At 62.3% G+C, this 26141-nt stretch carries 26 protein-coding genes and 1 other RNA gene; 15 read left to right on the top strand and 12 right to left on the bottom strand.

Annotation, left to right across the window (positions count from 1 at the left end; translation table 11 throughout):
- Positions 1-41 precede the first annotated feature (41 nt).
- From LB577_RS23920 to LB577_RS23910, 3 genes are all read left to right on the top strand, one after another.
- Positions 42-959: a methyltransferase domain-containing protein gene (locus tag LB577_RS23920; RefSeq protein ID WP_224689102.1), complete on the top strand. Its 918-nt coding sequence runs from the start codon at positions 42-44 to the stop codon at positions 957-959.
- Between the two features lie 127 nt (positions 960-1086).
- Positions 1087-1446, top strand: coding sequence for a hypothetical protein (locus LB577_RS23915; protein WP_023767025.1), 360 nt, complete (start codon positions 1087-1089; stop codon positions 1444-1446).
- Between the two features lie 40 nt (positions 1447-1486).
- Positions 1487-2014 (top strand): AAA family ATPase, encoded by a 528-nt coding sequence (locus LB577_RS23910; RefSeq protein ID WP_224689101.1) that lies wholly within the window; start codon positions 1487-1489, stop codon positions 2012-2014.
- A gap of 13 nt (positions 2015-2027) precedes the next feature.
- Here the strand turns inward: LB577_RS23910 and LB577_RS23905 are convergent, their stop codons facing one another.
- The 9 genes from LB577_RS23905 to LB577_RS23865 form a co-directional block, all read right to left on the bottom strand.
- Positions 2028-2969, bottom strand: coding sequence for a 2-hydroxyacid dehydrogenase (locus tag LB577_RS23905; RefSeq protein WP_224689099.1), 942 nt, complete (start codon positions 2967-2969; stop codon positions 2028-2030).
- A 28-nt stretch (positions 2970-2997) separates the two neighbouring features.
- Positions 2998-4626 (bottom strand): ABC transporter ATP-binding protein, encoded by a 1629-nt coding sequence (locus LB577_RS23900; protein WP_224689097.1) that lies wholly within the window; start codon positions 4624-4626, stop codon positions 2998-3000.
- Positions 4623-5123 (bottom strand): type II toxin-antitoxin system VapC family toxin, encoded by a 501-nt coding sequence (locus LB577_RS23895; RefSeq protein WP_224689095.1) that lies wholly within the window; start codon positions 5121-5123, stop codon positions 4623-4625. The genes LB577_RS23900 and LB577_RS23895 overlap by 4 nt, the downstream gene beginning before the upstream one ends.
- Positions 5123-5356, bottom strand: a complete 234-nt coding sequence (locus tag LB577_RS23890) for a hypothetical protein (protein WP_023767020.1) — start codon at positions 5354-5356, stop codon at positions 5123-5125. Before LB577_RS23890 ends, LB577_RS23895 begins: the two co-directional genes overlap by 1 nt.
- A gap of 92 nt (positions 5357-5448) precedes the next feature.
- Positions 5449-6594, bottom strand: a complete 1146-nt coding sequence (locus LB577_RS23885; protein ID WP_224689094.1) for an ABC transporter permease — start codon at positions 6592-6594, stop codon at positions 5449-5451.
- Positions 6594-7688: a microcin C ABC transporter permease YejB gene (locus tag LB577_RS23880; RefSeq protein WP_023767018.1), complete on the bottom strand. Its 1095-nt coding sequence runs from the start codon at positions 7686-7688 to the stop codon at positions 6594-6596. The genes LB577_RS23885 and LB577_RS23880 overlap by 1 nt, the downstream gene beginning before the upstream one ends.
- A gap of 24 nt (positions 7689-7712) precedes the next feature.
- Complete coding sequence (locus LB577_RS23875) at positions 7713-9581, bottom strand: extracellular solute-binding protein (protein ID WP_224689092.1); 1869 nt, start codon at positions 9579-9581, stop codon at positions 7713-7715.
- Positions 9581-11455, bottom strand: a complete 1875-nt coding sequence (locus LB577_RS23870; RefSeq protein WP_224689088.1) for an extracellular solute-binding protein — start codon at positions 11453-11455, stop codon at positions 9581-9583. The genes LB577_RS23875 and LB577_RS23870 overlap by 1 nt, the downstream gene beginning before the upstream one ends.
- 204 nt (positions 11456-11659) lie before the next feature.
- Entirely contained in the window at positions 11660-12340 is a 681-nt protein-coding gene (locus LB577_RS23865; RefSeq protein WP_224689087.1) for a c-type cytochrome, read from the bottom strand.
- A 193-nt stretch (positions 12341-12533) separates the two neighbouring features.
- Between LB577_RS23865 and LB577_RS23860 the strand changes: the two genes are divergently transcribed.
- Together LB577_RS23860 and LB577_RS23855 are read left to right on the top strand one after the other, a co-directional pair.
- Complete coding sequence (locus LB577_RS23860) at positions 12534-13262, top strand: 3-deoxy-manno-octulosonate cytidylyltransferase (protein ID WP_224689084.1); 729 nt, start codon at positions 12534-12536, stop codon at positions 13260-13262.
- Between the two features lie 63 nt (positions 13263-13325).
- A complete protein-coding gene (locus LB577_RS23855; protein ID WP_224689083.1) occupies positions 13326-14189 on the top strand; it encodes a prephenate dehydratase in 864 nt (287 codons plus the stop codon).
- Position 14190: 1 nt separating this feature from the next.
- On the opposite strand, the gene LB577_RS23850 is transcribed toward LB577_RS23855, so the two are convergent.
- Genes LB577_RS23850 through LB577_RS23840 form a run of 3 tightly spaced genes read right to left on the bottom strand, consistent with a single transcriptional unit; the run spans position 14191 to position 15940 of the window.
- Positions 14191-14490, bottom strand: a complete 300-nt coding sequence (locus LB577_RS23850) for a Dabb family protein (protein WP_023779409.1) — start codon at positions 14488-14490, stop codon at positions 14191-14193.
- A 31-nt stretch (positions 14491-14521) separates the two neighbouring features.
- Entirely contained in the window at positions 14522-15466 is a 945-nt protein-coding gene (gene nudC, locus LB577_RS23845; RefSeq protein WP_224689080.1) for an NAD(+) diphosphatase, read from the bottom strand.
- Between the two features lie 54 nt (positions 15467-15520).
- Positions 15521-15940 carry an HIT family protein gene (locus LB577_RS23840; RefSeq protein WP_013891307.1) on the bottom strand — a complete coding sequence of 140 codons (420 nt, stop codon included), beginning with the start codon at positions 15938-15940 and terminating at the stop codon, positions 15521-15523.
- Positions 15941-16083: 143 nt separating this feature from the next.
- Here LB577_RS23840 and ffs point away from each other — a divergent pair.
- The 10 genes from ffs (at position 16084) to nikC (ending at position 26140) form a co-directional block, all read left to right on the top strand.
- An RNA gene (gene ffs / locus LB577_RS23835) (signal recognition particle sRNA small type) lies at positions 16084-16180 on the top strand.
- A 105-nt stretch (positions 16181-16285) separates the two neighbouring features.
- Complete coding sequence (locus LB577_RS23830) at positions 16286-18079, top strand: DNA polymerase III subunit gamma/tau (protein ID WP_224689077.1); 1794 nt, start codon at positions 16286-16288, stop codon at positions 18077-18079.
- A 23-nt stretch (positions 18080-18102) separates the two neighbouring features.
- Positions 18103-18426, top strand: coding sequence for a YbaB/EbfC family nucleoid-associated protein (locus LB577_RS23825; RefSeq protein WP_013891305.1), 324 nt, complete (start codon positions 18103-18105; stop codon positions 18424-18426).
- 16 nt (positions 18427-18442) lie between these two features.
- Positions 18443-18850, top strand: coding sequence for a hypothetical protein (locus LB577_RS23820; protein WP_224689076.1), 408 nt, complete (start codon positions 18443-18445; stop codon positions 18848-18850).
- Positions 18851-19085: 235 nt separating this feature from the next.
- Positions 19086-20099, top strand: a complete 1014-nt coding sequence (locus LB577_RS23815) for a cell wall hydrolase (RefSeq protein ID WP_224689073.1) — start codon at positions 19086-19088, stop codon at positions 20097-20099.
- 90 nt (positions 20100-20189) lie between these two features.
- Positions 20190-20795 carry a recombination mediator RecR gene (recR, locus tag LB577_RS23810; protein ID WP_023779414.1) on the top strand — a complete coding sequence of 202 codons (606 nt, stop codon included), beginning with the start codon at positions 20190-20192 and terminating at the stop codon, positions 20793-20795.
- A 191-nt stretch (positions 20796-20986) separates the two neighbouring features.
- Positions 20987-22258: a lytic murein transglycosylase gene (locus LB577_RS23805; protein ID WP_224689069.1), complete on the top strand. Its 1272-nt coding sequence runs from the start codon at positions 20987-20989 to the stop codon at positions 22256-22258.
- A 235-nt stretch (positions 22259-22493) separates the two neighbouring features.
- Positions 22494-24137, top strand: coding sequence for an ABC transporter substrate-binding protein (locus tag LB577_RS23800; RefSeq protein ID WP_224689058.1), 1644 nt, complete (start codon positions 22494-22496; stop codon positions 24135-24137).
- Positions 24138-24155: 18 nt separating this feature from the next.
- Positions 24156-25223, top strand: a complete 1068-nt coding sequence (locus LB577_RS23795) for an ABC transporter permease (RefSeq protein ID WP_224689056.1) — start codon at positions 24156-24158, stop codon at positions 25221-25223.
- Positions 25220-26140 (top strand): nickel transporter permease, encoded by a 921-nt coding sequence (gene nikC, locus LB577_RS23790; protein ID WP_023779418.1) that lies wholly within the window; start codon positions 25220-25222, stop codon positions 26138-26140. Before LB577_RS23795 ends, nikC begins: the two co-directional genes overlap by 4 nt.
- The last annotated feature ends 1 nt before the right edge of the window (position 26141 follow it).

Below are 26141 nucleotides of genomic sequence, written 5' to 3'. Positions count from 1 at the left end.
AGAGGCGATGGCTGGCGGTTCTGCCGGTGGAATCCATCATCATGAAGCCGCTTCAGACCTCGTCGGGCGATTTGAACGCTGATCGCCGTGCCGATTATGCCGAAATGCTCTTTGCCTCCGGCGATCACGCCCAGGCGGCCGAACTGCTGCTCGGCGCGCTGGAACTGGCACCAAGATGGGCGATGGGCTGGTTTCGCCTTGGCGAGATGCAGCAAACCTCAGGCAGGGCCGACCTGGCCGCGCAGGCCTGGGCGACGTCGCTGAAGCTCGATCCGGCGGACCGCCAGGGCGCATCCCTCAAGCTGCAGCTGATCGGCAGGGGCCCTGCGGCCCCGGCGCCGCCGAGTGCCTTCGTCGAAACCCTGTTCGACCACTATGCCGAAACCTTCGAGACGGCGCTGGTCGACAAGCTCGGCTACCGGCTGCCCGAGTTTCTTGAACGACAGATACGCAAGGCAAGGCCGGGCCGCTTCCGCCTGGCGCTCGACCTTGGCTGCGGCACCGGGCTGATGGGCGAGCGGCTGAGACCGATCGTCGGCCGGCTGGAGGGGTTCGACATCTCAGCCGCGATGCTGAGGAAGGCGCGGGCAAAAGGCATCTATGACGCGCTGGTGAAGGCGGATCTGCAGGGGTTCTCCTATTCGGGTGACAAGGCCGATCTGGTGACGTCGGCCGATGTGCTCATCTATGTCGGTCGGCTCGAAGCCTTGGTGGAGACGGTCGCCGGCCTGCTTGCCGACGGCGGCCTGTTTGCCTTCTCCGTCGAAAGCATGGCGGAGGCCGGCGACTTCGCGCTGCAGCCGTCGCGGCGCTACGCCCATTCGCAAGCCTATGTCAGGCGCACGCTCGAGGCCAACGGGCTTTCGGTCCTGGCGCTGGAGCCGACGACCATCCGGCTGGACCGCCATGAGCCTGTCAAAGGGCTGGCCGTTGTGGCAGGGAAGGCTTACGCCGCCTGAAGTGCATGATGTTGGTGCGGTGATCCTGCTCTCGTGCGTGCGGCTGCGAAAAAAAGTCTGATTTGCGTGCGCGACTGATATTTGCGATCTGGTCGCATCAGGCGGGATATCAGGAGGAGCATTTCAGATGCGCTGGAACATGATGATCTTGGCGTCTTGCCTGGCAACAGCCGGCTGCGTGGGCAATTCGATGTCCGAGCGGCAGGACGCCAACATAGAGTCCTCCCTGCAGTATGACAGCGTGCCGTGCGATCAATTGCTGGCGCGGCGCAATGGATTGGCGCAGCAATACAACCTTCCAACGACCGCAAAACCGACCTTTTACAATCCCGCAATGGGCTTCGGCCCATTCACGCCCGACATGCGCTCCAAGGCCAAGCGCGACAGCGACCAGGCATCCGGCGAGATCGATGCCATGAACCGGTCGATCGAGCGCCGCGACTGCGGCAAGCCGGACAAGCAGAAGAAGTTCGCCCTGCCCAGCTAATCGCAGGCAGCAGGCCGCGTCTTCGCAAGGGTGTCATCGTATGAAACTCTCGGACCTTGGAGACCGCATATGCATCCTGGGGCCGTCCAACAGCGGCAAGTCGACCCTGGCCGACGCGATTGCCCGCAAGCGTGGCCTGGAGCCCATTCACCTCGACCTGCTTCATCATCTGCCCGACACCGACTGGGAACCGCGTCCAAAGGCCGAATTCATCGCCTCGCATGACGCCGCGATTGCCGGCGAGCGCTGGGTGATGGACGGAAATTACTCGATCTGCATGCCGCAACGCTTTCAGCGGGCGACGGGACTGATCCTGCTGGATATCTCCACGCCGGCAAGCCTGCTGCGTTATTTCAGGCGAACGCTGTTCGAGAAGGAGAGGCGCGGTGCCCTGCAGGGCGGGCGCGACAGTGTCAAATGGGACATGATCCACCATATTGCCGTGACCACGCCGAAAAATCGCGAACGCTACCAGACGTTGTTCGAACAGACAGACCTGCCAAAGTTGCGGTTGTCTTCCATCAAGGCGATCAAGCAATGCTTCCGCAAGTGGGATCTGGCCAGATGAGGATGGTCCCCGGCTAATACCCCGCCTTGCGGTCCACCAGGTTGTCGAGCTTTTCGCCGCGCTCGAAGGCGTCCATCTGGCGCAGCATGATCGGCGCCAGGTGGACCGGGTCCGAGGTTGCCGCGGCGTGCGGCGTCACGAACACCTTTGGGTGTTTCCACAGCGGACTGGTTTTCGGCAGCGGTTCGACCTCGAACACGTCGAGGCTCGCTTCCTTCAACGTGCCGTCGTCCAGCGCCCGCGCGATGTCGGCGTCCTTCTGCAGGCGGCCGCGTCCGGCATTGATCAGCACCGAGCCGCCGAGACCGTTGCGTTTCCTCAGTTCCTTCAGCACGCCGTAGTTGATGATGCCTTGCGTGTCCGGCGTCAGCGGCAACAGCACCACCAGTATATCGGTCGCCTTGAGGAAGGGGATCAATCCGGCCTCGCCGCAATAGGTCGCCACGCCTGCCATCGGCCGGTCGGTGCGCGACCAGCCATTGACCGCGAAGCCGAGCGACAACAGCACCGAGGCCGCGGCGCGGCCGAGATTGCCGAGCCCCATGATGCCGACGGAAATGTCGCCGGCCGCCCTCTGCTGCGGCTCGTGCCAGATTTTCTTCTGCTGCTGCGAACGGTAGAGCATGCCCTGGCGATGATGGTCGAGCACCCGCCAGACGACATATTCGGTCATGTGCTGGGTGAGGTTGTCGGCGACGACCCTGACGACAGGCACGTCGGGCAGGCCGGGATCGGCGAAGACATGGTCGACGCCGGCGCCGATCGAGAAGATGGCGCGCAGATTGGGCAGCGACGACAACAGGTTGGCCCTCTGCTTCCACACCACCGCATAGGTGATCGATGGATCCTTGGCGCCGTCCGGCTCCAGCACCACTTCGCGCTCGGCCGACAACAGGTCGCGCCAGCGCTGTGGATGAAAGCCGGTAACGGCAAGCAGGATGCGGCCTTTTTCCATCGCGGTCTTTCAGTCTCTCTCTATGCAGTCACTGGCTGACAATGCCGACCGGAGCGGTCTCTATCTTGAAGGCCGCCGCAATCAGCGCCCGAGTATAGTCGGTTTGCGGATTTCCAAAAATCTGTTCGGAAGGACCGGCTTCGACGATCTGGCCGTTGCGCATGACGATGACGTCGTTGGCCAGCGCCCGGATGACCTTGAGGTCGTGGCTGATGAAGAGATAGGCGAGGTCGTGCTTGGCCTGCAGGCTGCGCAGGAGGTCGACGACCTGCGCCTGCACGCTCATGTCGAGCGCCGATGTCGGCTCGTCCAGCATGACGAAGCGCGGGTTGAGCACCATGGCGCGCGCGATGGCGACGCGCTGGCGCTGGCCGCCGGAGAACTCGTGCGGATAGCGGTTGCGGGTCGCCGGATCGAGCCCGACCTCCTTCAGCACGGCCGCCACCTTGTCGTCGCGCTCGTCGGGCGACAGCTTCGGTTCGTGGATCTTCAGGCCTTCCTCGATGATCTCGGCGATCGACATGCGCGGGCTGAGGGAACCGAACGGATCCTGGAAGACGATCTGCAATTCGCGCCTGAGCGGCCGCATCGCGTTGAAGGTGAGCTGGTTGATGTCGCGCCCGTTGAACTGGATGGTTCCCGTCGACGAGATCATGCGCGCCAGCGCCAGGCCGAGAGTCGTCTTGCCGGAGCCGGATTCGCCGACCACGCCCAGCGTCTGGCCGGCGCGCACGGTGACATCGATGCCGTCGACCGCCTTCACATGGTCGACGGTGCGGCGGAAGAAGCCCTGCTTGATCGGAAACCAGACCTTGATGTCCTTGCCGGTCATGACCGGCTTGGCGTCGGCATTGGCCGCCGGCGGCTTGCCCTTCGGCTCGGCGGCCAGAAGGTGACGAGTATAGGGGTGCTGCGGGTTGGCGAAGATGTCCTTGGTCGGTCCGGTCTCGACGATCTTGCCCTTGGTCATCACGCAGACCCGGTCGGCGATCTTGCGCACGATGCCGAGATCATGGGTGATGAACAGCATCGACATGCCCTTGCGGCTCTTCAAGCCCGCGAGCAGTTCGAGGATCTGCGCCTGCACGGTGACGTCGAGTGCTGTCGTCGGCTCGTCGGCGATCAGGAGTTCCGGCTCGTTAGCAAGCGCCATGGCGATCATGACGCGTTGGCGCTGGCCGCCCGACAGCTGGTGAGGGTAGGCGTCGAGCCGCTTCTGCGGATCGCGGATGCCGACCTCGTTGAGCAGCGCCAGCGTGCGCGCCTTGGCCGGGCGGTCGGCCATGCCCTGGTGCAGCTTCAGGATCTCGACGATCTGCTGCTCGATCGTGTGCAGCGGATTGAGCGAGGTCATCGGCTCCTGGAAGATCATGGTGATCTTGTTGCCGCGCACCTGGCGCAATTGCTTCTCGTTCATGGCGAGGAGGTCGGTGCCCTGGAACAGGATCTTTCCCGAGGGGTGGCTGGCGCTGGGATAGGGCAACAGCTTCAGCACCGACAGCGCCGACACCGATTTGCCGGAGCCGGATTCGCCGACCAGCGCCACCGTCTCGCCCTTGGCGATGTCGAACGAGATGTGGTCGACGGCGACAGACTGGCCGCCGCCCTGGCCGAAGGCGACGCTGAGGTCGCGAACGGAGAGCAAAGAAGCAGTCATGTATCAACTTCCGCTATGATCTTATCAACGGCAGAAATGTCCGGTCGAATGATCGAAATTTGCGCTGTCAATTGGGGAGGGACAAGCCGATTTGGTGTGACAGAATAGGCATCCTTCAATCTGGTATCGGCAGTCAGAAATTGTGTGCACCCGAAATGCATCGCCGTCGAAAGATGAATAGCATCCGGCAGCCTGAGAGAAATGAACTGCGAGCGAAGCTGTGCTGCGTGCCAGAGAACCTCGCGAGTTACCGCCCCAATCGAGACAAAGGCGTTACCAATCGAGATATTGTCATAGAGTTCGACAAGCGGCTCATTGCCCTTGTTCAGAGGGTCAACCATCAACTCCGCCAGCACGAGCTCGCTTGTCGCGAGGAAAGGCCGCTTTCTGCCCTCGTTCAGTGAAATGAGCTGAAGCAGTTTTTTTGCCAGAGCATCGTTATTTTCGAAAGCGTAGATGAAAATGTTCGTATCGACGTAAAGCCGGAAGGCGGCCATCAATCCTCCCACTCATCGCGGAGGGCACGAACACGCGCAACGGCCTCTTCGAGACTTGTTCCCGCCGCGTTGGCCTGCGCATTCCGCATAAGTTCAAGCAACTGTTTGTGGCCGAGAGGCCGCTCGGCTTCCTCTTCCACCGTCACCTTAACCGAGGCAGTCAAAGCTATACCCTCTCGCAGCTCATCCGGGAGTTTGGATGCGGGGTAATGCTCAAGGATGACCTTATTCACAACTCGGTCCTTTCGTGGGCACGCTACGCTCATTTTCGTTCAAAACAGCCACACTGAGAATATATCATGGTGAATGCCGGTCCGCATCGTTGTCATCTGAACGTCTTGCGCGGATCGAAGGCGTCGCGCGTCGCCTCGCCGACGAAGACCAGCAGCGACAGCATCAGCGAGATGACGACGAAGCCGGAAATGCCGAGCCACGGCGCATTGAGGTTGCGCTGCGCCTGCTTGAGCAGTTCGCCCAGCGACGCCGAGCCCGGCGGCAGGCCGAAGCCGAGATAGTCGAGCGACGTCAGCGTCGAGATCGAGCCACTGAGCAGGAACGGCAGGAAGGTCAATGTCGCCACCATGGCGTTGGGCAACAAATGCCGGAACATGATGGTGCGGTTGGGCACGCCGAGCGCGCGGGCCGCGTTGACATATTCGAAATTGCGGGCGCGCAGGAATTCGGCCCGCACCACGCCGACCAGCGCCACCCAGGAAAACAGCAGCATCAGCCCGAGCAGGATGAAGAAACCCGGCGGCAGGATGGCGGCGACGATGAGCAGGAGATAGAGCACCGGGATCGCCGACCAGATTTCGATGAAGCGCTGGAACAGGAGATCCGTCCAGCCGCCGAAATAGCCCTGCAGGGCGCCGGCGCCGACGCCGATCAGGGCCGAGCCGGCGGTCAGGGTCAGGCCGAACAGCACCGAGATGCGAAAGCCGTAGATGACCCGTGCCAGCACGTCGCGCGCCTGGTCGTCGGTGCCCAGCCAGTTCCAGTTGCCGACATTGCAGGCCGGATCTGCGGCACCTTGCGGATACTGGTTGCAGCGCGTCTTGGCGTCATATTCCCACGATGGCTTGGCGGGTGCTGCTTCCGGAATGGCGTTGTTGACGGTCTGGTAGGAGTAGCGCACCGGCGGCCAGATCATCCAGCCATGGGCGTTGATCTCGTCCTGGATGACCGGGTCGCGATAATCGGTGACGGCATAGAAGCCCCCGAACTTTTCCTCGGGATAGGCGACCAGCACCGGAAACAGGATCTCGCCCTTGTAGGAGGCGATGATCGGTTTGTCGTTGGCGATGAATTCGGAAAACAGCGACAGCACGAACAGGACGAGAAATATCCACAGCGACCAGTAGCCGCGCTTGTTGGCCTTGAAATTCTGCAGGCGGCGCTTGTTGAGCGGCGACAGAAACGGCCGTGGCATCCGCTCCGGCACCACGCCTGCGGTAACGCTCGCCTCCGACATCAGACGTCTCTCCGCTCGAAATCGATGCGCGGATCGACCCAGGTGTAGATGAGGTCGGACAGCAATCCGATGAACAGCCCAAGCAGCGAGAAGATGTAGAGGTTGGCGAACACCACCGGATAGTCGCGCTCGACCACCGACCGGAAGCCGAGCAGGCCGAGGCCGTCGAGCGAGAAGATGTTCTCGATCAGGAGCGAGCCGGTGAAGAAGGCCGAGATGAAGGCGCCGGGGAAGCCGGCAATGACGATCAGCATGGCGTTGCGGAAGACGTGGCCGTAGAGCACCTGCCGTTCCGAAAGGCCCTTGGCGCGGGCTGTCACCACATACTGCTTGCGGATTTCTTCCAGGAACGAGTTCTTGGTCAGCAGCGTCGTCGTGGCGAAAGCCGACAGCACCAGCGCCGTCAGCGGCAGGGTCATGTGCCAGAAATAGTCGACGATCTTGCCCCACCAGGACAACTGGTCCCAATTGTCCGAGGTCAGGCCGCGCAACGGGAACCAATCCCAGAACGAGCCGCCCGCAAACAGCACCATCAGCATGATGCCGAACAGGAAGCCTGGAATGGCATAGCCGACGATGACGACACCGCTGGTCCAGATGTCGAAAGGTGTGCCGTCCTTCACCGCCTTGCGGATGCCGAGCGGGATCGAGATCATGTAGGACAGGAGCGTGATCCAGAGCCCGATCGAGATCGACACCGGCATTTTTTCCAGGATCAGGTCGAGCACCGAGATGTCGCGGAAGTAGCTGTTGCCGAAATCGAAGCGGGCATAATTCCACAGCATCATGCCGAAGCGCTCGAGCGGCGGCTTGTCGAAGCCGAACTGCTTCTCCAGCTTCTTGATGAATTCCGGATCGAGCCCCTGCGCGCCGCGATATTTCGAGCTGACGTCGCCGGCGACGTCGAGGTTGGAGCCGCCCGCATCGCCGCCACCGCCGCCGAGGCGGTCGCTGCCGCCCTGATTGGTCAGCTTGGCGATGACCTGCTCGACCGGACCGCCAGGCGCGAACTGGATGACGGCGAAGGAGATTGCCATGATGCCGAACAGCGTCGGGATCATCAAAAGGATGCGGCGCAGGATATAAGCGCCCATCAGGCTTCCTGCCCTCGTTGGATCTCAGCCTTTGCCAATTTTCGCCGCCTTGCCCTTATCGACCCACCACAGCGCCTCGACCGGAAAGCCGAAATCGGGCTTCTGCTCGGGAAAACCGAACATATCCCAATAGGCGCTTCGGTGATTCGCCAGGAACCAACTTGGAATCCAATCGCACCGCGCGCGCAAGACCCGGTCGAGCGCGCGCATCGCCACGTTCAGGTCTTCGCGGTTCTTCGCAGCCCCTACCATGTCGATCAATGCGTCGATCGCCGGGTTCGAGATGCCCGGCAGGTTACGCGATCCTGGGAGGTTGGCGGTGCGGGAATGGAAGAAGGCTTCGATGTCGTCTCGGGTCGGCGTTGCGCTGAACGAGAAGGCGGCCGACAGCAGATCGAAATCGAACGTTGCCTGTCTGGACTGGTATTGCGCCGAATCCACCAGCCGGATCGTGGCGTCGATGCCCACCGCCTTCATGTTGGCGACCCAGGGCGAATAGACCTGGACGAAGGTGTCGTCATCGACCATGAACTCGGCCGAAAGCCTGCCGCCCTTGTCGTTGACGACGAAATCGCCCGATCGTTTCCAGCCCGCCGCGTTGAGCAGCTTCACGGCCTGGCCAAGCAGCTTGCGGTCTCGGCCGGAACCGTCTGATGCAGGCTGGACTACGGCATCGCCAAAGACCTCGGCTGGAAGCTGGCCACGCAGCGGCTCCAGCAGGGCCAGTTCTTGCGGCGATGGCGGTCCTTCTGCGCGAAAGTCCGATTTCTCGAAGCAGGATTGCGAACGCTCGTACGAGCCGTAGAAGAAGTTACGCCGCGTCCACTCGAAGTCGAAGCAGAGCGCGATCGCCTGGCGCACGCGCGCATCGCGAAACTGGGCGCGTCGCTGGTTGACCGCGGTTCCCTGCATCGTCGGTCGCTTCTCGGCCGGGAATTCGTGTTTGACCACCTTGCCGGCGGTCAGTGCCGGAAAATCGTAGGCGGTCGCCCAGACGCGTGAGGTGAACTCCTCGCGATAGGTGATTTCGCCCTTCTTGAAAGCTTCGAAGCCGGCCGTCCGGTTCTGGTAGAACTCGATGCGGATGCGGTCGAAATTGTTCTGGCCGCGGTTGACGGGCAGGTCGCGGCCCCAATAGTCGGGCACGCGGTCATATTCGATCCATGCGCCGGCCGAAAAGCGCCCGACCGTGTAGGCGCCGGAGCCGAGCGGCGGATTCATCTGCGAAGAGTCGAATGGATTGGCCGTGTAGAAGGCTTTCGACAGGATCGGGAATTCCACGACGTTGAGGACGGTGCGGGCCGACTGCTTGCCGGAAAAGGTAAGTCGCAAGGCGTGGTCGTCGACGGCGGTGGCTTCGACCATGTGGGTCAGCGACAACGACAGGTCGGGGTGGCCTTTTTCCTTGTAGAGCTTGAAGGCGAAGGCCGCGTCCTGCGCAGTCAACGGCGATCCGTCATGGAAACGCGCTTCGGGGCGAAGCGAGAAGGTGAAACTGTTGCGGTCATCCGACAGCGTCACGCCGTCTGCGACCTGGCCATAAACAGCGTCGGGCTCGTCGAGGGCGCGCACCATCAGCCCGTCGAAACACATCTCCATGCGTGGTGGCGCATCGCCCTTGTCGGCGAAGGAGTTCAATGTGTTGAAAGTCTGCGTATCCTGGTTATAGCCCCAGTTGGGTGGCGAGAAATTGAAAATCCCGCCGGCCGGCGCGTCGACGTTGACATAGTCGAAATGGGTGAAATCCGCTTTGTATTTGAGGTCGCCGAAGGCGGAGAGCCCATGCAGTTTCACGCCGGTGGCAATGTCGGCGAAAGCCTTGCCCGGCAGCATCGCGGCGGCAGCGGCGGCAGTGCCAAGGGCGAGAAAATCACGGCGGGGCAGCACCGCCATCAATTCAGACCCTTGTATTTGGCAGCCAGCACAGCTTCCTTTTTGGGATCGATCCACCATGAATCGAGGTCCGGGCCCAAGTATGTCGGTTGTTTTTGCGGGATGCCGAACTTGTTCCAGTAGGCTAGCCAGGTTACGGATCGGGTGAATTGCGGGACGCAATAGAAATTCCACAACAGAACCCGGTCGAGCGCATGGGTAGCGGCGAGCAGGTCGTCGCGATCCGTCGCGAAGATAACGCGTTCAACCAGTGCGTCGACCACTGGGTCCTTGATCCCCGCGTAATTTCGCGAACCCGGCGTATCGGCTGCCTTCGAGCTCCAGTACTCGCGTTGTTCATTGCCCGGCGAGTCTGACTGCGGCAGCCGGGACGTTATGACGTCGTAGTCGAATTTGTTGGTGCGAGCGATGTACTGGCTGGTATCGACGATCCTGAATGAAGCCGTGACGCCGATCTTTCCCAGCATGTTCACAAACGGATTGACCGTTGTTTCGGCGCCCTGGTCGAAGCCCAGAATCTCGATAGTGAACGGTTCGCCGCTTTTCTCATTGGTCATCCGGCCATTCTGGATTTTCCAACCGGCCTGCGCGAAAAGATCGATTGCCTTGCGCAGGTTCTGCCGCTCCGCCTGCGGGCTATCGAAGACCGGGAGTTTGAATTCATGGGTAAACAGTTCTGCCGGCAATTTGTTTTTATATTGACTGAGAATCTCCAGTTCCTTGCCCTGCGGCAGCCCGCTTGAGGCAAGTTCACTCCCCATGAAATAGCTATTGGAGCGGGTGTTGAGGCCGAAGGATTGGGTGCGGTTCAAGGTTTCAAAATCGAAGGCGTACCCAAGCGCCTCGCGTACACGCCGATCCTGGAACTTCGCTCGTCGCGTGTTCAGCATGAAGCCTTGCATCGACGCGAGAGATGTCGCCTTGAACTCTTGCTTGATCACGTCGCCGGCTTTGAGAGACGGGAAATTGTAGCGCGTCATCCACAAACGCGCACTGTTTTCGGACTGGATGTCCTCATATCCGCCTTTGGTGAAGGCTTGCCACGCGGCATTGTCATCGAGAATGTAGGTGTAGCGCCGAGTGTCAAAATTATTGCGCCCGACATTGATGCCAAGATTGGCGGCCCAAAAGTCCGGAACCCGTCGCCAGACGACTTCCGAGCCAGGTTTGAAGCTCTCGATCTTATAGGGTCCGGAGCCGAGCGGGATTTCAAGGCTTGGCTGGGTAATATCGCGCTTCTTGCCGTTTGCATCGGTGCCTTCCCACCAATGCTTTGGCAGCACTACCACGTCCGCCATGATCAGCGGTAGTTCACGATTGCCCTTCTGGTCAAAACGAAATTCGACTTCCCGATCCGAGACGGCGACCGCCTCGGTGACATTGGCGAAATAGCGGTTGAACTGCGGGCTTTCCTTTTTCAGGAAGTTGAATGACCAGATCACATCATCGACGGTGATCGGCTGGCCATCGTGCCATCTGGCACGCGGATCGAGCCGATAGGTCGCGGACGAAAAATCAGTAGGGTACTTGTAGGCTTCTGCGATCTCTGGATGGTTGACGCTGCCCTCGTCAAGAGATTTCGCCATTAGCGATTGGTAGAGCAGCCCGCCCTGGTAGTTCAATCCTGCGGTAGGGGTGCCGCGTGCTATGAAAGGGTTGAAGCTGTCGAATGTGCCGAGGACCACGGAATTCAGAGTACCGCCCTTGGGCGCGTTCGGGTTGACGTAGTCGTAGTGCTGGAAATTGTCGCCATATTTGGATTGGCCGATCAGCGATGAGGTGGTGCGCCATTCGTCGGCCCGTGTCGTCTGCAATCCCGCCGCCAGCAGGGCTGCCGCCAGCAACGATTTGAGAAGCGTTCGGCCAACCGTCATGCACTGTCCTCTTCGCACTGCCTGCATCATCGCACTGCCCGTCTTCGTACTGCCCGTCTTCGGACGGCTTGTCCCGGACCAATCTAGATGATTTGGCGCTGGTGAAAACCGCCATGCGCGGCTTTGTCGCCGCACATGCCGTTTTCCTAACGAAAAAAGCCGGGCTGAACCCGGCTTTTTCAAGGTCGATGCGACGATATCTGGTTATTTGGCCGGAGCTGCGGGAGCCGGTGCCACGGGCGCCGCCGGCTTGGCCGGTGCGGCGCCGTCAGCGGGTTTTGCCGGAGCGGCTCCATCGGCGGGTTTGGCCGGTGCGCCGGCATCGGCGGCGGCACCAGGTGCCGGCAGCGGCTTGGGATTGTCCGACAGCGTGCGCAGATAGGCGATGACGTTGGCGCGGTCCTCGTCCTTGGGCAGGCCGGCGAAGCCCATGGCGGTGCCCTTCACGAATTTCTTCGGCGAGGTGATGAAGTGGTTGATGTTGTCGTAGGTCCACTTCTCGGTGCCGCCCTTGGAGAATTCCTTCATGCCGGCCGAATAGGCGAAGCCTTCATGTTCGGCAACCGGACGGTCGACGATGTCCCACAGATCGGGGCCGACCTTGTTGGGGCCGCCCTTTTCGCCGGAATGGCAAGCCTGGCATTTCTTGAATACGGCGGCACCTTGTTCGACATTGGCGGTCGCCAACAGGTCGGCGATCGGCTTGGCCGCGGCGGCCGGCGCTGCCGGGCCGCCTTCGGCGGGCTCGGCGGCCTCGATGGCGAAGCCGGGCTTTTCCGGCGCCGGCGAGGCAAACAGCGCATCGGACACAATGCCGACCGAGAAAACGACGAAAACGGTTCCGAGCAATCCGGCGAGCAGCTTGTTGACTTCGTTGGAATCCATACGCCCCTTGCTCCCTTTTCCGGCGGACTGATCCGTCCACTCCGTCCGTCGGTATCGAGACCCACCCTCCAGGGCCGGTCAAATCGGGCGGAAACTAGGTCTTTTGCTCGGGCGTTGCAACACCTATAAGGGCGCTTCCAGTGAGACCTTTTGCCACTTTTCCCCTCCTCTTTCCGAACGCCTTGCCATCGCGATGTCCACCTTGATCCTGATCCCGGCCCGCATGGCCTCGACCCGCCTGCCGGGCAAGCCGCTGGCCGACATCGCCGGCGCTCCGATGATCGTCCATGTCGCCCGCCGCGCCGCCGAAGCCGGCCTAGGCCGGGTGGTGGTGGCAACCGATACGCAAAGCGTGGCCGAGGCGGTGCGCGCGCACGGTTTCGAGGCGGTGATGACACGGATCGATCATGAATCGGGCTCCGATCGCATCCACGAGGCGCTGGTCGCGCTCGATCCCGGGCGCAAGGTCGAAACCATCGTCAATGTCCAGGGCGACCTGCCGACCATCGATCCCGGCATCATTGCAGCTTCGCTCAGGCCGTTCGAGGACAGGGCCGTGGATATCGCCACGCTCGGCGTCGAGATCGTTCGCGACGAGGAAAAGACCAATCCGAACGTCGTCAAGATCGTCGGCTCGCCGCTGTCGACCACCAGGCTCCGGGCACTGTATTTCACCCGCGCCACAGCACCTTGGGGCGAGGGCGCGCTCTATCACCATGTCGGCCTCTACGCCTATCGCCGTGCTGCACTCGAGCGCTTCGTCGCGCTGAAGCCATCGCCGCTCGAGCGCCGCGAACGGCTGGAGCAGTTGCGGGCGCTGGAAGCCGGCATGCGCATCGATGCCGAGATCGTCCAGTCGCTGCCGCTCGGCGTCGACACGCCGGAAGACCTCGAACGCGCCAGAACCATCCTTGTAAATTGAACTATCCTCGCAAATTCAACGACCCCCTTCGAACAGAGACATTTTTGAATCGAGACTTGGCCCATGCCTGAAAAGACCAACAGAATATCCTTCCAGGGCGAGCCGGGCGCCAATTCCGACACCGCCTGCCGCAATGTCTTCCCCTCCATGGAGCCGTTGCCGTGCCCGACCTTCGAGGATGCGTTCAACGCGGTCGAGACCGGCAAGGCCGATCTCGCCATGATCCCGATCGAGAACACCATCGCCGGGCGTGTCGCCGACATCCATCATCTGCTGCCGGAATCGAAGCTGCACATTGTCGGCGAATATTTCCTGCCCATCCATTTCCAACTGATGGTGTTGCCCGGCGTCAGGCGCGACGAGATCAAGACCGTGCACAGCCACATCCATGCGCTTGGCCAATGCCGCAAATACGTCCGCAAGAACGGCTGGAAGGCGATCGTCGCCGGTGACACCGCAGGTGCGGCCAAGATGGTCTCCGAGGTCAAGGACCGCACCATGGCCGCCTTGTCGCCGGCGCTTGCCGCGACGCTCTACGGGCTCGACATCATCGAGGAGAATGTCGAGGACACCGATTCCAACGTCACCCGCTTCGTCGTCCTGGCCAAGAACAAGCAATGGGCCGAGCGCCCGTCACCCGACGTCAAGATGATGACGACCTTCATCTTCCGCGTCCGCAACGTGCCGGCCGCGCTTTACAAGGCCATGGGCGGCTTTGCCACCAACGGCATCAACATGACCAAGCTGGAGAGCTACCAGCTCGGCGCCTTCACGGCGACGCTGTTCTACGCCGACATCGAGGGCCATCCCGACGATCCGCTGGTCAAGCTGGCGCTGGAAGAACTCCGCTTCTTCTCGCGGGAAGTGCGCATCCTGGGCGTCTACCCGGCCAGTGAGTCGCGTGAGCAGTGGAAGGTTGCGGACTGAACTACCAGCCCAGCGGCACGTAATCGATCTCGAGAAATTTCTCGACCTCCGGCACCCAGCGGTCGCGCACGAAGGCGACATGGTCGGGATGGTCGTTGTATCTCGTATAAGCGGCCTGATCGGCGAACTCCATCGAGAAGCCGAACTGATAGTCGTTCTTGAGGCTGACCTGCCGCAACTGCTCGAAATGCGTGACGCCCCGGATCGCCGTGAGGATTTTCCTGGCGTCGACGAGGAACCGCTTCTCCTCCAGCGAGTGCGGCGCATGCTTGAGCGTGAAGACCACTGTGTGACGGATCATTTGCCTCTCCTGCAATGACTTTGGGTATTCGTTATTCGCTGTCCACCCAGGCTCGGATCAGGTGGTGCGCAATGGCGCCTTTCGGTGGCGTGACCAGATTGCCGGGATGTTCCCGGGCCAGCATCAGGCGCACCTCGTCGCGGCCGAACCAGCGGCAGTCTTCCAGCTCGTTGAGGTCGGCCTGGATGTCCTCGTTGAGCGGCTCGCCGAAGCAGCCGATCATCAGCGAATAGGGAAACGGCCAGGGCTGGCTGGCATGATAGACGACGCGACCGAGCCGGATGCCGGCTTCCTCCAGCGTTTCGCGGCGCACCGCCGCTTCGATCGTCTCGCCCGGCTCGATGAAGCCGGCAAGTGCGGAATACATGCCCGGCGCGAAATGGGCGCCGCGCCCAAGCAGGCATTTCTCCCGGGTCGCCGTCAGCATGATCGCCACCGGGTCAGTGCGCGGAAAATGCTCTGTGCCGCAATTCGGGCAATGCCGCTTGTAGCCGCCGGCCCGCATTTCCGATTGCGTGCCGCATTTGCTGCAGAAGCGATGGCTGGCATGCCAGGCGAGCAGGGCGGCGCCCTGCGCCATCGCGCCGGCGGCCGCTTCGTCGATCAGCCCTTGCATGTAGACCGAGCGGTAATCGATCGCCTTGACGGTTTCGGGCAGCTGTTCGGGATCGACGCCGGCCAGCACGGCGACAACTGGCCCGTGTTCGGAAAAGCCGAGCAGCACGCCTTGGGCGAAGGCAGGCTTGAAAGGCTCGCTCTCGGCGAGCCCGAACCAGGGATCGAGGCTGCCGCCGTCCTGGAGCTTCAGATGAAGCCGGCCGCCATTCATCAGGAGCAGCCGCGTCGTCGGATCGGCAAGCGCCTTGTCGACCGAATCGTCGGCGCGGTTTTCGGATTGGCGGTCGATCGTGTTGCCGGCAAAGCCGACGAATTGGCTCGGCTCGCGCAAGGGCGCGTCAAACAGGCTGAAGCTCATAGGGACTCTGATGCTTTGGGGATGACATGTCTTGGGATGAATACAGGGGAACGCTTATAGCGCCGCCCTTATCGTTTCGGCAAACCGGCGCAGCTCGGAACGCTGGTAGGGCTCGCGCAGGCCATGGCCCCACACCGGGCCTGGCCAGCCGGCATCGCCTTCGGAACGGGCGACAATATGGATATGCAGCTGGCGCACGATGTTGCCGAGCGCGCCGGTGTTGATCTTGGTGCAGCCGGTCACCTTCTTCAGCGCTTGCGCCACCATGTTGGTCTCGAAGGTCAGCATCGCCTGGTCGAGCGGCGTCATGTCATGGATTTCCTCCGCGCCCGGCCGCTGTGGCACCAGGAGCAGCCATGGCCAGCGGCGGTCGTTCATCACCCGCAATTCGCACAGCCCAAGCCACATCAACTGTTCGCTGTCCGCCTCCAGCCGGGCATCCAGCGTGAATCCGGCCTTGAGGCCCGGCAACATCGGCGTTTCCCTTGCTTTTCTTGGTTTCCTCAAACTCATGAGGCTAGAGCGGCTGCATCGGGGCTGCAAGCGAATCTCTTGGGGATGGTCTCGATTCGCTTGCGCACTTGCATTTCGTCGCGCAATTGCCGATATGGACAGCGGGAGGTTGGTGGTGGACGATCCACTCGCCAACCGGGTCAGGTCCGGAAGGAAGCAGCCCTAACGAGCCCGGAACGGGTCATTGTTCCAGCCTCCCACCTCATCGGCCCTCCTCGCGACATTGACGACGCATTGCAGCGCGGGCGAGACTATGCGCAGGAATCGGCCGCCTTCGGGCGCAGCCTTTTGGAGCTTTACGGGCGAATGAGCGAAGCGGGAAATGAAAAGGCCGCTGCCTATCGCGTGCTGGCGCGCAAGTACCGTCCCTCGAATTTCTCCGAGCTCGTCGGCCAGGAGCCGATGGTGCGCACCCTCACCAACGCCTTTGCCACGGGCCGCATCGCCCAGGCGTGGATGCTGACAGGCGTGCGCGGTGTCGGCAAGACCACCACCGCGCGTATTCTGGCGCGGGCGCTCAATTACAAGACAGCCACGGTTGATCAGCCTTCGGTCGACCTTGCCGTGCTCGGCGAGCATTGCCAGGCGATCATGGAAGGCCGCCATGTCGACGTCATCGAGATGGATGCCGCCTCGCACACCGGCATCGACGACATCAGGGACATCATCGAACGCGTGCGTTACGCGCCGGTCTCGGCCCGCTACAAGGTCTACATCATCGACGAAGTGCACATGCTGTCGACGCAGGCCTTCAACGGCCTTTTGAAGACGCTGGAGGAACCACCTCCGCACGTGAAATTCATCTTCGCCACCACCGAAATCCGCAAGGTTCCGATCACCGTCCTGTCGCGCTGCCAGCGTTTTGACCTGAGGCGCATCGATGCCGGCGCGCTGGTTGCGCATCTCTCGTCGATTGCCGGCAAGGAAGGCATTTCGGTCGACGACGACGCGCTGGCGATGATCGCGCGCGCCGCCGAGGGGTCCGCCCGCGATTCGCTCTCCATCCTCGACCAGGCGATCGCCCATGGCGCTGGCTCCGTCAGCGCCGAGGCGGTACGGGCCATGCTGGGCCTCGCCGACCGCGCCCGCATCGTCGATCTGTTCGAACATGTGATGAAGGGCGATGTGGCGGCGGCCCTGGCCGAATTCCGCGCGCAATACGACACCGGCGCCGATCCGGCCGCGGTGCTGACCGATCTTGCCGAGTTCAACCATCTGGTCACCCGGCTGCGGTTCGTGCCGACCGCCATGGACGATGCTTCGCTGTCGCAGGACGAGCGGCAGCGCGGCGCCGACTTCGCCCGGACGCTGTCGATCAGGGTGCTGTCGCGAACCTGGCAGATGCTGCTCAAGGGCATTCCCGAGGTGCAATCCTCCAACCGGCCGGTCAGCGCCGCCGAAATGGTGCTGATCCGGCTGGCGCATGCCGCCGACCTGCCGACACTGGACGAGGCGCTGCGATCGCTCGAGGGCGCTTCATCGGTTCAAAATGGCGCATCGCGCCCGAATGGCGCGCCCGCGGGTCCGGGTAATGGTGGCGGCGCCAGCGCGGTCGCGCAGACCCGCATGCCATCCGGGCAGGGCGGCGCACAGACCATGCGGCTGGTCGAGGCCACCCCTGCGCCGGTCGCCTTCGTAGCACCTCCGCAGCCGGCACCGGAGGCTCAGCCGGTACCGCTGCAATCGCTGGCCGACATCGTTGCGCTTGCCGATGCGCAGCGCGACATCGCCTTCAAGGTGCTGGTCAAGCGCTGCATTCGCCTCGTGCGCATCGAGCCCGGCCGTATCGACGTCAGCCTGACCGACGATGCGCCCAAGATGCTGCTCAATGACCTGACGATGAAATTGCGCGCCTGGACCGGCCGCAACTGGCTCGTCTCGTTGTCGAAGGAAGAGGGCGGACAGACGCTCGCCGAAATGGAATCGACCAGGCGCGAGAACGCTTTCCTCGATGCCAAGAGCGATCCAGCCGTGGCCGCCATATTGGCGCGCTTTCCCGGTGCCAAGATCATCGACGTGCGCATTCCCGACGCGCCGGAAGCGGACGCGGACCAAGCCGAAGTGCCGGTCGAACCGCCAGCGGATGACGACGAGACCTGACAAACCAATACAAGGATCGGATCATGAAAGATCTTCTCGGCCTGATGGGCAAGGCAAAGGAAATGCAGGCCAAGTTCCAGGCCATGCAGGACGAGATTGCCACGGTCGAAGCCGCCGGCCAGTCCGGCGGCGGCTTGGTCAGCGTCACTCTGACCGGAAAATTCGAGATGAAGTCGCTGAAGATCGATCCGTCGCTGTTCAAGGAGGACGATGTCGAGGTCCTCGAGGACCTGCTGCTCGCCGCGCACAATGACGCCAGGGTCAAGGTCGAGCAGATCATGCAGGAAAAGACCAAGGCGCTGACCGCCGGCCTGCCGATTCCGCCGGGAATGAAACTGCCGTTCTAGGTCCGGCCGCAGCTCCATGACCGAAGAGCCGTCCGAAAGACTGATCGAGCAGCGTATCCGCAACAGGATCTACGAAATCCTGGAAATCCTCGCCGATTGCGATGCAGGCGTCGATCTCGTCGGCATCAAGGGTTATTTCTACTTGTTCGAGGACTTCGTCCACCGCCCGTCGATCGAGGCCGGTACGTCGGCGCTTTCCAGGGAGGAACGCGCGGTCGTGCTGGAGATCGCCGAATTCCTCGAGGCGGCCTCCGAAACAAATCCCGACTTCACCAAGGCCGAGTTCATCCACAGCGACTGGCCGGGTAGGATCGCGCCGGCGGCCAGGAACGCTCGCAGGCTCTTCCTCGCACGCGGCCTGTTTTCGGAGAAAGTCGAGGAACGCGAGCCCGGCCAGCCGGCCGCGGCGGCGGCAGGACGATAGAGCGGTTCAGGAACAGCGTGATTCGGGATTTCCCCTTCGAATTGCGGCGAAACAGAGGGATAGCGGTCATCGGTTTGTGAAATGAACGGCTCGATCTATCTGAAAAGCCAAGAAATTGTGCTAATTATGCAACAGTACCCTGCTAATAACGTTTTGGCCATCATTTTGCCCGAAAGTGTTTCATTCTTGCCGCAGCCTGGGGGCGGGCATCGAAGTGAAGTGAGAGGGTTACCTGTTGATTGTCACGCGATGGAAGGCGCCGCTGTTGCTCGGCGTCGTTACCTCTCCGCTGTTCTTGGCTGCATGCAGCCAGACCACGTCGCACGGCATGTCCGTTGCCAGCCTGACTGACGCCATCACGCCGAGTTTCCTCAGTTCGCGCGCCTACAGCCACACGCCGAAGGACAGGGAATGCCTGGAAAGGGCGATGTTCTTCGAGTCCAATCGCTCGAGTCGCGACGGCATGATCGCCGTCGGCACCGTGGTGATGAACCGGCTGCGCTCCGGCAACCACGGCAGCACCATTTGCCAGGTGGTGGGTGAGCCTGGACAGTTCGCGCCCGGCGTCATGACCAGGCCGATGAATTCGCGCGCAATGCCCGATGTCGAGGAAGCCGCCGACGCCGTGCTCAAGGGCGAGCGCAAGGCCAAGCTCAAGAACACCATGTACTTCCACACGGCGGGGCTGCGCTTCCCCTACAAGAACATGCACTACACCATGGTTGCCGGCGGCAATGCCTTCTACGAGAAGCGTGGCCGCAATTGGCAGCCGCTGCCCGATGAGCCGATGGTTGCCTCGGTGGAGACAGAAAAGCCGGCCGTTCCGGTCACGATGGTTGCCTCGGCGGAGCCGGTTCGCTCGGACAGGAAACTTGTTCGCAATGCTCAGACACAGCAGGCCCCAACGCAACAGGCCCCAATACAACAGGCCTATGCGACTGCGGCAGCCGAACCGGCGCGCCCGTTCAAGATGGCCACCGCCCCCGCCCAGCAGACCTACGTGACCGCGGCCGCCGCCCCCTCGGCGAAGTCCGCCCGCGTGGCGCCGAAGCCGGTGGAAGTTGCGATGCAGGAGCCGATGGAAGAACCGGATGCCGCCCGTTTTGGCGGGACCTTGAACAAAAAAATCATCAGTTCGGTTCAGGGCGAACCGCAAGAGGCGTCGATGGGATTCCAGTCGACACCTGAGAACACCGACGCCATAGGTGCGATGATCGTCAGCCAGGGCCGGCCGCTCGAAACCAACTGATCCGCGTCGAACGCTTCGCGTGGCAGCATGACGGACCATGCGCGGATGCGGCATGTTCCAAAACGCGCTGAAAAATCCTAGATCAAGGCGATGTCGAAACGAATCGCCGGTCCCGAGATCGAACGCCTGATCCAACTCCTGGCCAAGGTGCCGGGTCTTGGCCCCCGTTCGGCCAGGCGTGCGGCTCTCCATCTGATCAAGAAGAAGGAGCAACTCCTGTCGCCGCTCGCCGCCGCCATGGGCGAGGCCGCCGACAAGGTGCGCATCTGCTCGACCTGCGGCAATGTCGACACGTCGGACCCTTGCATGATCTGCACCGATCCGCGCCGCGACGCCACCACCTTGATCGTCGTCGAGGACGTCTCGGATCTCTGGGCGCTTGAGCGGGCGGCGGCGATGAACGTGCGTTATCACGTGCTCGGCGGCACGCTGTCGCCGCTCGACGGCATCGGCCCCGACCAGCTCAACATCCGCTCGCTGATCGACCGCGTCGCCGGCGGCGAGGTCAAGGAAATCATCCTTGCCGTCAACGCTACGGTCGAGGGCCAGACCACCGCGCATTATCTCACCGATCAATTGTCCGGTTTCGACATCAAGGTGACGCGCCTTGCGCATGGCGTGCCGGTCGGCGGTGAACTCGACTATCTCGATGAAGGCACGCTGGCGGCTGCGCTTAGGTCGCGGACGGCGTTTTGACGAAGTTACGGCAGAGGATGCGGATCATGAATGTTGCGCGTTCGAAGTTTGTTCCAAGCACCCCCCTCTGTCCTGCCGGACATCTCCCCCTCAAGGGGGGAGATTGGCCGTTTCATCGGCGGCGCTCTTCCTGCTACGTCGGCGATTGGCGAAGGCAAAGACAACAACCGATCTCCCCCCTTGAGGGGGAGATGGCCGGCAGGCCAGAGGGGGGCGCCACAGAACGCGGACTTCGCCGGTTTTGTCTGGCATTTTTCGTGGCTGCGCTTGCCTTCCTCGTCGCCCCCGCCTCGGCCGCCAAGATCGACGACCAGTTCCGCGCCTGGCTGCAGGACGACCTCTGGCCGCAAGCCAAGGCCCAAGGCATCTCGAAAAACACCTTCGACGCCGCCTTCGACGGCATCAAACCCAATCTGAAGCTGCCCGACCTTGTCATGCCAGGTGAGAAGCCGAAGACGCCGCAGAAGCAGCATCAGGCCGAATTCGGCTCGCCCGGTGCCTACTTCGCCGAGAAGACCATTGGCGCCGTCACGGCGGGCGGACGCGCGCGCGAAACCGCCAACGCCAAGACGATTGCCGCGATCGAAAAACGCTATGGCGTGCCCGGCGAAATCCTGCTGGCGATCTGGGGCCGCGAGACCGGCTTCGGCGCGGCGAAGATGCCTTACGACGCCTTTGAGGTGCTCGGCACCAAGGCGTTCATGTCGACCAAGAAGGATTTCTTCCGCACCGAGCTTTTGGCCGCGCTCGAAATCGTCGAGCGCGGGCTCGCCCCGGTCGGCGCCATGAAATCGTCCTGGGCCGGCGCACTCGGCCAGCCGCAATTCATGCCGACCTCGTTCCTGAAGCATGCTGTCGATTTTGACGGCGACGGACGCGTCGACATCTGGAACTCGACGCCGGACGTGCTGGCTTCGATCGCCAACTATCTCGTCCATTATGGCTGGGTGAAGGGCCGTGGCTGGGGTTTCGAGGTAACCGTGCCCGAGACGGTCTCCTGCTCGCTGGAAGGCCCCGACCAAGGCAAGAAGATCTCGCAATGGGCAGCGCTGGGCATCAAGCGTGTCGGCGGAAAGCCGTTTCCTGCGAGCGAGCTGAAGGCCGAGGGCTTCCTGCTCATGCCGGCCGGCCGCAGCGGGCCTGCCTTCATCGCCACGCCCAATTTCTACGTGCTGAAGGAATACAACACCAGCGACCTCTACGCGCTGTTCATCGGCCATGGCGCCGACCGCATCGCCCATGGCGACTCCAATTTTTCCGGCGGCTGGGGTCCGGTCGGCGATCTCCACCGCTCCGACATAGCCGCCCTGCAGCGGACCCTGGAAGCCAAGGGTTATGACGTCGGCAGCGCTGACGGCCTGCCCGGCTTCAAGACCCGCCGTTCGATCGGCAAATGGCAGGCCAAGAACGGACAGGCGGCGACCTGCTTTCCCGACGCCGGCCTGGTTACCGCGCTGAAATAGCGCCGAAATTGGCAGGCCTCGATTGGGCGACCAGTGCGTCGCCATGCCGCCTGCCATTCTGGTCCAATGAACCGTCGCATAAATGCGCGTTGCCCACCAACGGGCCGCCGAATATGGTGTTGACCAACTGGACAAAAACCACGACGGTAAGTGGGCAGAGGGCCATGGCCGGCCCCGAAAGAATACTGCAACCCTGAGCCGGGAACTCAGGTCAACAAAACAGGGAACAATCACCATGATGATGGAAAAGTTTGCTCTACGCTCCCGCATCTTGCTTGCGGGTGCCGCCATGTCCGCGCTGCTTCTGGCCGGCGCGCCGGCAGGTGCGGTCACGCCCGCAGATACGCTGGTCGAAGGTTTCGCGATCGACGACATCATCTCCATGGATCCGGGCGAGGCGTTCGAGCTGTCGACCGCCGAGGTCACCGGTAACACCTACGATCTGCTGGTCCGTCTCGACCTCAGCGACACCTCCAAGGTCAAGCCTGATCTCGCCGAGAGCTGGACCGTATCCGACGATGGTCTCACCTACACATTCAAGCTCAAGCCCGGCCTGAAGTTCGCCTCCGGCAACCCGATCACCGCGGCCGACGTCGCCTATTCGTTCGAGCGCGCCGTCAAGCTGGACAAGAGCCCGGCCTTCATCATCGGTCAGTTCGGCATCAGCGGCGACAACGTCACCGAAAAGGCCAAGGCGGTCGACGACACCACCTTCCAGTTCACCGTCGACAAGGCCTATGCGCCGAGCTTCGTGCTGAACTGCCTCTCGGCAACCGTCGCTTCGGTGGTCGATGCCAAGCTGGTCAAGGAACATGTCGCCGCGGCCACGCCGAGCGCCGACTACAAATGGGACAACGACTTTGGGAACGCCTGGCTGAAGACCGGCTATGCCGGTTCCGGTGCCTACAAGCTGCGTGAATGGCGCGCCAACGAAGCCGTCGTCATGGAGCGCAACGATAATTATTACGGCGAGAAGGCCAAGCTCGCCCGCGTCATCTATCGCAACATGAAGGAAAGCTCGGCCCAGCGCTTGGCGCTCGAAGCCGGCGACATCGACGTCGCCCGCAATCTCGAGCCGAACGACCTCGACGCGATCGCCAAGAACGCCGACCTCACCACCACCAGCGCGCCGAAGGGCACGGTCTATTACATCAGCCTCAACCAGAAGAACCCGAATCTGGCCAAACCAGAGGTTCGCCAGGCCTTCAAATATCTCGTCGACTACGATGCGCTGAGCTCGACCATCCTCAAGGGCATCGGCGAGATCCACCAGACCTTCCTGCCCAAGGGCGTGCTCGGCGAACTGGACGAGAACCCGTTCAAGCTCGACGTCGCCAAAGCCAAGGAGTTGCTGGCCAAGGCCGGCCTGCCCGACGGCTTCAGCGTCACCATGGACGTGCGCACCGGCCAGCCGACGACCGGCATGGCCGAATCGATCCAGCAGACTCTCGGCCAGGCCGGTATCAAGCTGGAGATCATTCCGGGCGACGGCAAGCAGACGTTGACCAAGTACCGCGCCCGCAATCATGACATCTATATCGGCAACTGGGGCCAGGACTATTTCGATCCGAACTCTAATGCCCAGACCTTCGCCTCGAATCCCGACAATTCTGATGCCGGCAAGTCACATACGCTTGCCTGGCGCAACTCTTGGGACATTCCGGACCTGACCAAGCAGACAGAGGCGGCTCTGCTGGAGAAGGATTCGGGCAAGCGCGCCGATATGTACAAGGATCTGGAGAAGAAGATCCTCGACACCAGCCCCTTCGTCATCATCCACCAGCAGCTGGAAGTGGCCGGCCTGCGCAAGAACCTCAAGGGCTTTGCCCTCGGCCCGAGCTTCGACACCAACTTCGTCGGGCCGGTTTCCAAGGAATAGCGGCCGCGGATACGCCGCATGAGTGCGGTTGAAAAGGAAGTGGCGGCGGGGCGCGGCAGCGTCCGGGCCGTCGCCATTGCATCGTCGCTCGGCCGTTTCCTGGTCATCGCGATCACGACCTATCTCGGTCTGCTCGCGGTGACCTTTTTCATCGGCCGCGTCATCCCGATCGACCCGGTGCTGGCGGTGCTCGGTGACCGGGCGCCGGCCAATGTCGTCGAACGCACGCGCCGCGAGATGGGTCTCGACCTGCCGTTGATCGAGCAGTTCTACATCTATGTGAAACACGCGTTGAGTGGCGATTTCGGCACTTCGGTACTGACCACCAATCCGGTCATGACCGACATCCGTCGCGCGCTTCCGGCAACGACTGAGCTGGCGACGCTCGGAACGTTGATCGGCGCGCTGCTTGGCGTACCGCTTGGCGTGCTGGCAGCGGTCAGGCGAGGCAGCCTCATCGACCAGATCGTACGCGTCATCGGCCTGATCGGTTATTCCGTGCCGATCTTCTGGCTCGGCTTGCTCGGGCTCGTCCTGTTCTACGCCAAGTTGCAATGGGTGGCTTTTCCGGCCCGGCTCGACGTCGTCTACGAATACACCTTCACACCGATCACCGGCTTTTATCTTCTCGATTCGGCGATGCAGGGACAGTGGGATGTCTTTTACGACGCTTTCCGGCACATCATCCTGCCGGCCTCGCTGCTCGGCTACTTTTCGCTCGCTTATATCAGTCGTATGACGCGCTCGTTCATGCTCAACGAACTCGCCCAGGAATACATCGTCGCCGCGCGTGCCAAGGGTCTGTCGGAAACCCGCATCATCTGGGGCCATGCGCTGCGCAATGCCGCCGTGCCGATGGTGACAGTGATCGCGCTCTCCTATGCCGGGCTGCTCGAAGGCTCGGTGCTGACCGAGACCGTCTTCTCCTGGCCGGGCATCGGCCTCTACATCACCAATTCACTCCAGAATGCCGACATGAACGCCGTGCTCGGCGGCACCATCGTCATCGGCTCGGTGTTCATCGCCATCAATCTCCTGTCCGACCTGCTCTACCGCGTCCTCGATCCGAGGACCAAATCCGCATGAGCGCCGACACGATCCAGAGCCGGCGCGACTGGCTGCTCAGCGAGCGGCCGGCATCGCGCATGCAGGCGAGGCTCGGCCGCGCCTATGTCGCCTGGCGGCGGTTCTCCGCCAATCGGCTGGCCTTTGTCGGCCTGCTCATCATCATCGCCTTGCTGGTTATTGCCGCCCTTGCCGGCGTGCTGGCGCCCTATTCGCCGACCTTCGGCGACCTCAAGAACGCGCGGCTGCTGGCACCGAGCGCCGAGCACTGGTTCGGAACCGACGATCTTGGCCGCGATATCCTTTCGCGCATTCTCTACGGCTCGCGCTGGACACTCTATGTGGTCATCCTGGTCGCCATCATCGCGGCGCCCATCGGTCTTCTGGTCGGCACCGTCGCCGGCTATGCCGGCGGCTGGACCGATGCCATCCTGATGCGCATCACCGACATCTTTCTCGCCTTTCCCAAGCTGGTCCTGGCACTGGCCTTCGTCGCCGCCCTTGGCCCAGGCATCGAGAACGCGGTGCTTGCCATCGCCATCACCTCCTGGCCGCCTTACGCGCGCATCGCCCGCGCTGAAACGCTCACCGTTCGCAATTCCGACTACATCAAGGCGGTGCAACTGATGGGCGCCTCGCCGTTTCGCATCGTGTTGCGCCACATCATGCCGCTCTGCATCTCCTCGCTGATCGTCAGGGTGACGCTCGACATGGCCGGCATCATCCTGACCGCCGCCGGCCTCGGCTTCCTCGGCCTCGGTGCGCAGCCGCCATTACCCGAATGGGGCACCATGATCGCGTCTGGCCGTCGCTTCATCCTTGACCAATGGTGGGTGGCCGGTGCGCCGGGCTTCGCCATTCTCATCGTCAGCCTTGGCTTCAACCTGCTCGGCGATGGCCTGCGCGACGCGCTCGATCCCCGGAGCGGCGACCAATGAG

Origin of the sequence: Mesorhizobium sp. B283B1A (assembly GCF_020165735.1) — a bacterium.
GTDB classification, from domain to species: domain Bacteria; phylum Pseudomonadota; class Alphaproteobacteria; order Rhizobiales; family Rhizobiaceae; genus Mesorhizobium; species Mesorhizobium opportunistum.
Note: the sequence above shows the minus strand (reverse complement) of the source record. Positions and strands in the feature narration are given on the sequence as shown.

Excerpts from the sequence above, each read along its gene's own strand:
- LB577_RS23920 (WP_224689102.1), top strand. The coding sequence starts at position 42 with ATGAAGCCGCTTCAGACCTCGTCGGGCGATTTGAACGCTGATCGCCGT.
- LB577_RS23915 (WP_023767025.1), top strand. The coding sequence starts at position 1,087 with ATGCGCTGGAACATGATGATCTTGGCGTCTTGCCTGGCAACAGCCGGC.
- LB577_RS23910 (WP_224689101.1), top strand. The coding sequence starts at position 1,487 with ATGAAACTCTCGGACCTTGGAGACCGCATATGCATCCTGGGGCCGTCC.
- LB577_RS23905 (WP_224689099.1), bottom strand. The coding sequence starts at position 2,969 with ATGGAAAAAGGCCGCATCCTGCTTGCCGTTACCGGCTTTCATCCACAG.
- LB577_RS23900 (WP_224689097.1), bottom strand. The coding sequence starts at position 4,626 with ATGACTGCTTCTTTGCTCTCCGTTCGCGACCTCAGCGTCGCCTTCGGC.
- LB577_RS23895 (WP_224689095.1), bottom strand. The coding sequence starts at position 5,123 with ATGGCCGCCTTCCGGCTTTACGTCGATACGAACATTTTCATCTACGCT.
- LB577_RS23885 (WP_224689094.1), bottom strand. The coding sequence starts at position 6,594 with ATGTCGGAGGCGAGCGTTACCGCAGGCGTGGTGCCGGAGCGGATGCCA.
- LB577_RS23880 (WP_023767018.1), bottom strand. The coding sequence starts at position 7,688 with ATGGGCGCTTATATCCTGCGCCGCATCCTTTTGATGATCCCGACGCTG.
- LB577_RS23875 (WP_224689092.1), bottom strand. The coding sequence starts at position 9,581 with ATGGCGGTGCTGCCCCGCCGTGATTTTCTCGCCCTTGGCACTGCCGCC.
- LB577_RS23870 (WP_224689088.1), bottom strand. The coding sequence starts at position 11,455 with ATGACGGTTGGCCGAACGCTTCTCAAATCGTTGCTGGCGGCAGCCCTG.
- LB577_RS23865 (WP_224689087.1), bottom strand. The coding sequence starts at position 12,340 with ATGGATTCCAACGAAGTCAACAAGCTGCTCGCCGGATTGCTCGGAACC.
- LB577_RS23860 (WP_224689084.1), top strand. The coding sequence starts at position 12,534 with ATGTCCACCTTGATCCTGATCCCGGCCCGCATGGCCTCGACCCGCCTG.
- LB577_RS23855 (WP_224689083.1), top strand. The coding sequence starts at position 13,326 with ATGCCTGAAAAGACCAACAGAATATCCTTCCAGGGCGAGCCGGGCGCC.
- LB577_RS23850 (WP_023779409.1), bottom strand. The coding sequence starts at position 14,490 with ATGATCCGTCACACAGTGGTCTTCACGCTCAAGCATGCGCCGCACTCG.
- nudC (WP_224689080.1), bottom strand. The coding sequence starts at position 15,466 with ATGAGCTTCAGCCTGTTTGACGCGCCCTTGCGCGAGCCGAGCCAATTC.
- LB577_RS23840 (WP_013891307.1), bottom strand. The coding sequence starts at position 15,940 with ATGTTGCCGGGCCTCAAGGCCGGATTCACGCTGGATGCCCGGCTGGAG.
- LB577_RS23830 (WP_224689077.1), top strand. The coding sequence starts at position 16,286 with ATGAGCGAAGCGGGAAATGAAAAGGCCGCTGCCTATCGCGTGCTGGCG.
- LB577_RS23825 (WP_013891305.1), top strand. The coding sequence starts at position 18,103 with ATGAAAGATCTTCTCGGCCTGATGGGCAAGGCAAAGGAAATGCAGGCC.
- LB577_RS23820 (WP_224689076.1), top strand. The coding sequence starts at position 18,443 with ATGACCGAAGAGCCGTCCGAAAGACTGATCGAGCAGCGTATCCGCAAC.
- recR (WP_023779414.1), top strand. The coding sequence starts at position 20,190 with ATGTCGAAACGAATCGCCGGTCCCGAGATCGAACGCCTGATCCAACTC.
- LB577_RS23805 (WP_224689069.1), top strand. The coding sequence starts at position 20,987 with ATGGCCGGCAGGCCAGAGGGGGGCGCCACAGAACGCGGACTTCGCCGG.
- LB577_RS23800 (WP_224689058.1), top strand. The coding sequence starts at position 22,494 with ATGATGATGGAAAAGTTTGCTCTACGCTCCCGCATCTTGCTTGCGGGT.
- LB577_RS23795 (WP_224689056.1), top strand. The coding sequence starts at position 24,156 with ATGAGTGCGGTTGAAAAGGAAGTGGCGGCGGGGCGCGGCAGCGTCCGG.
- nikC (WP_023779418.1), top strand. The coding sequence starts at position 25,220 with ATGAGCGCCGACACGATCCAGAGCCGGCGCGACTGGCTGCTCAGCGAG.